Raw genomic sequence first — 3,999 nt, 5'->3', positions numbered from 1 at the left:
GCGGCAGGGCCGACCTGAAGTAGCGGACAACAGCCGTCTTGCCGACCCCCGTGGGACCTACTAACGTCACCCCATAGGCGCCGGCGAACTCCCGCCCGAGCTGAAACGCCCGGTCGAAAGCTTCCAGCGCCTCATTGAACACGCCATGGTTGACAAAGACGTTCTGCACCAAGCCCGCCACTCGAATGGCGTGTGATGAGTACATGAACATCCGCCTGACAACGGTCCTTCGATCCTCTGCGTCGCCATCTTCGATGCAATAGTTGTTCAACTCGTCGCTCATGAGGCCTCCAGATCGAAGGTCTCGAAGTCAGGGACGGCCTCCTGCTCGACAATCGTCTTCGCTGAAACTGGAGTCTCCGGTGCGATCTTCGGTACCGGATCCGCTCCTGCGAGCACCTTCGCCGAGGTGAAGCCCGCGTACCTCGCGGCAAGCAGCGCGTCTGGACGCCTGCGTTTGACGGCGCTCTGCCAGTGGTCATGCAGCGATAGTCGGGCGCGCCAAAGAGCGTCCTCGCTCCCGGACAGGGTCAGATTTTTTCGTTTCCAGTCCCGGATGGTGAGATGCTGTTGCCAGGACAGCTCGGCCGCGTAGCTGCTCCACAGGCAATGCGCCTGTGCCCAGTGCATCTTGTCTTTCGGGTCCTGAACGAACATCGTTGCGATGTCATCCGGATCCCATTTGCAGCACACCTTCACCCTGCCGTGGCGCTTGCGCATCTCCGCAAGTTCTGCCCCTCCGTAGGGCAGCCCCATGAGCTCGATGCCGCCTTGTCCCAGGGTCAGAGTCTTGCTGAGCCCGGAGATGAGTTTGAGCTCCTCCATGCTGCCGGGAAAAACAGCTGGCGGGCACCTTGAGAGCCCTTCTTCGAACAAGTCGTAGGGTCGAGCCAACTTGCGGGCGTTGATCTGGAACGGGTGAACTTCCACCGCGAATTTGATCAACCCTTCCACGAGATCACTGAAACCTATGCACGCATCGGCGTAGGGGTCGGTGACGACCATGTTCGGCTTTCGTTTCTCGACCCTGCCGCGCGCGAGCGTCAGTCCTCCCAGGTCGGCGAAGAAGCGTTCGACGTGTGGCTTCAGCCAAGGCGTCCTTACCTTGCAATAGGTCATGTCGATGCCCAACAGCCACGACATGTTCTTGAACGCCTTCGAGTGAAACTCAAGCCCGTTGTCCAGCACCCATTCGTCCGCCAAGCCGTACGCAAGCCAACGACGCGTCAGCTTGAGGTGTGCGATCTCGTCGTCCTTGACCTTCACGGCACTTCTCAAGACGCCGCAGACGCTGGTCACTCCTGGACCATAGAAGGACAGATAGAGGCCTAACAGGTACCCCGAGAACGCGTCCATGACGATCGTGAGAACGGGGCGTCCAAGTGGAAGGCCGGTCCTGTCGCAAATCACCACCCAGTCAAGGGCGGTGTGGTCGACCTCTGCTCGTTGGAGCGGGTATTCGGCCGCTCCGCCAACGATGGCAGTACGGCACACCATCCGAGCTCTGGCATCGCCTTCCCGCTTGGCGATGCGTTGGTACAGGTCAACCTCCTGCGCCCTGCGGAAGACGGTGGTGTAACCGACGGTGGCCTGCTCCCTCGTCAATGCGCCGTTGTGCACGTGGATCTCAAGCTCACGCCGAACGACGTCATGCGCATGACGCAGCGAATGTCGGGCTTTGGTGAAGTACTGGTCGCGCAGCGTCTTTGCAATGACCTCGTCAACCAGCGGAGACTTTCGTCTCGGAGCCTGCCGCGTTTTCCGCAGTGAGACCAAGGCCAACGGGTTGCCCTCCGACGTATCCAGTCGGCGAAGCCACTCCATGACTGCTGAGGCCGACGGCGCCTTTTTCAATCCGAGTCGCATTGCGGCATCGCCGACGATCTTCCCAACCCGCCGTCGGTCACCCCGCGAGACATGCCCCGCTCTAACGGCTTGGATGAACGTCATTCGAAATTCGACCTCCTTAGTCCAGGAGTCAGGTATCGAACTGAGATCAATTGGGCGCAGTTCGGAGGCGCGGCCGTTCGACTCCTGCTGCTGGATGGTGGCGCCTGTACCGGACATGACGACCGCGTAGACGCCGCCCCATATGCGCCTCAGGAGTTCAGCCTTGGCCAGAGTCCTCGGCGTCCTCGCAACCGTGTCCTCCAGGACCACCCTCTCGTCCTCCAGCAGCCGCACCAGCTCCAGGGTCCGAGTTCCATGACGTACGACCAAACCAGCTCTCAATACGAACTTCATGTTGTGACTCCATATGGGGAAGACTGACGATTGCGGTAGCGTCGAAGCGCAACGACCGCTCGGGGACTAAGACTCGCGCGGCGAGTAGGTGCAGGACGTCGGTCTCTGTGGCTTTCGTCGACCGCCGCAGCGCGCTGACGGTCATGCGGCCGCGGTGGTCGCGCACCGCCGCGACCATGCGCGACCGGAGGTCGCCGTCGATCGCGTTCTTGCGATAGCGCAGGATCAGCGCGGCTCTTTCGTGAGCATCCCTATCGCAAATGGCTCGCTCGCTGAGGACGAGGAAGCGAACGTTTCTTGTTGCGAGCTGGGCGGTCGCGGCGTCGAACAGCGTTCGGTTCTGCTCGAGCTTGGTCGAGAGCTTGACCTCTACGACCGTACGGCTACCCGCTGCGCTCTCGCAGAGGAAGTCAGGCGTGTAGCGACGTCCTGTGCTCAGCGTGAGCGTGAAAGGCTGATGCCTTAATCGTCCGAGCGATGGACACAGGATGGCTCGATAGACGAAGTCGCGCTCGAGTGACGACTCGCATTCGACGGGCCTGTCCAGGACCCTGGGAAAGTTGAGGATCCTTACGGTTCGTGCGGGCGAGCGCGTCACAACCCGCCTGGCTGGCGGGGATTCTTCTAGCTCCATAGTTTCTCCAGGCAAAGGTCACCCAGCGCCCTAAAAATTTCAGGGCGCACGAGGCTTGACAGGGGTGGATTGCTGCAAGAAACTGTGGCTGTTCAGACCTAGCTTCAAGCTGCAAGACACGCCGGTCTCGCCGAAAGGTGGGCTGGCGTTTTTTGCGTCTACATGGCTTATCTCCTCGAAATGAAGGCGCAGCCACGACCGCGTCGGGTCGTCATCTGTTCTGCCGCGCGAGGTTGAACGAAGCCCGACCTGGCGGACTCGCCTTCAAGCATCTGTAGGGGCCGATCTGGCCCACATGCCTCGTGCTCGGGCCGCGATTCATCGACAACCGAGCACCTACTGGAGCGTCACACAGGTCGAGTTGCCCGCGCCTAGTCAGGCGGGTCGTGAAATCGAATCCGACCTGCCCAAGCGAAGAGGAACTCACCCTGAGCCGCTGTCAGGGGACCAAGATGAAGGTCGCTTGAAGGTACGCCCATCTCGATCTGAATCATTCGGTATCGCTCGGCCGCGACCTCGGCAAGAGTTCGGCGACTCACCCACGTACGGATGCCCGCCGGGAAGTGCTTGGCAGCCTCCGGATCGAACTCTTCCAGCGACATGAACTTTGGGTTGCGTTCCATGCTGCTATCGCGTTGAGTTCTCTGCACCAATTCGGCTCAGAGCCTGTTGGCGCAGTTTCTCCAGGTCCCGCCTGGCCGCTTGCCGTACGACATTGCGATCAAGCATTGACCGTAGGCAAACATCGCCCGAACGGCCAGTCCTCTTGTAACGAGGTTCTCGACGGCGTAGTCGAATCATGTCGCTCAGCCGTCCGCCGGCACCACGGTTCTTCGCTGTTCATGACCGATCAATGCCTCGATTCACGTCGCCATTTCGATGAAAGTTTCTCACTGCGCGGCGAATTCAGCCATGGCAATCCTTGATGCCTATTGATGGCACCGCTCGATGCATTCGCAGAGCAGTCTTGCGTGCGTCGACCGGAACTGAAGAATGCGCCTCAATGACACTACCTTGTGTCGCGTGCGGCGAGTTCCGGTCAAACTGATCCAATTCGGCAACGTGATCGTCCACTGTTGCACCCGGCTCGCGGCTTGGCCCTCGGCAATCGGCTTCAAGAT

At 60.4% G+C, this 3,999-nt stretch carries 3 protein-coding genes and 2 pseudogenes; all 5 read right to left on the bottom strand.

Annotated features, from left to right (window positions below; translation table 11 throughout):
- A pseudogene (locus tag AC1DYI_RS28735) lies at window positions 1-283 on the bottom strand (hypothetical protein); the annotation flags it as partial.
- Window positions 280-2,244 carry an integrase catalytic domain-containing protein gene (locus AC1DYI_RS28730; RefSeq protein WP_477207537.1) on the bottom strand — a complete coding sequence of 655 codons (1,965 nt, stop codon included), beginning with the start codon at window positions 2,242-2,244 and terminating at the stop codon, window positions 280-282. The pseudogene AC1DYI_RS28735 and the gene AC1DYI_RS28730, both read right to left, overlap by 4 nt.
- A 280-nt stretch (window positions 2,245-2,524) precedes the next feature.
- Window positions 2,525-2,878, bottom strand: a pseudogene (locus tag AC1DYI_RS28725) (TnsA endonuclease N-terminal domain-containing protein); the annotation flags it as partial.
- A 371-nt stretch (window positions 2,879-3,249) separates the two neighbouring features.
- The gene (locus tag AC1DYI_RS28720) at window positions 3,250-3,501 is read right to left on the bottom strand and encodes a hypothetical protein (protein WP_477207536.1); all 252 of its coding nucleotides are present in this window, start codon (window positions 3,499-3,501) and stop codon (window positions 3,250-3,252) included.
- Between the two features lie 283 nt (window positions 3,502-3,784).
- Window positions 3,785-3,999 (bottom strand): hypothetical protein (locus AC1DYI_RS28715; protein ID WP_477207535.1); only part of this gene is annotated, 215 nt, incomplete at its 5' end.

Source organism: Ideonella sp. P3_A4, assembly GCF_056403075.1.
Note: the sequence above shows the minus strand (reverse complement) of the source record. Positions and strands in the feature narration are given on the sequence as shown.

What these genes read in the sequence shown, in the direction of transcription:
- AC1DYI_RS28730 (WP_477207537.1), bottom strand. Translation starts at nt 2,244, where the DNA reads ATGAAGTTCGTATTGAGAGCTGGTTTGGTCGTACGTCATGGAACTCGG.
- AC1DYI_RS28720 (WP_477207536.1), bottom strand. Translation starts at nt 3,501, where the DNA reads ATGGAACGCAACCCAAAGTTCATGTCGCTGGAAGAGTTCGATCCGGAG.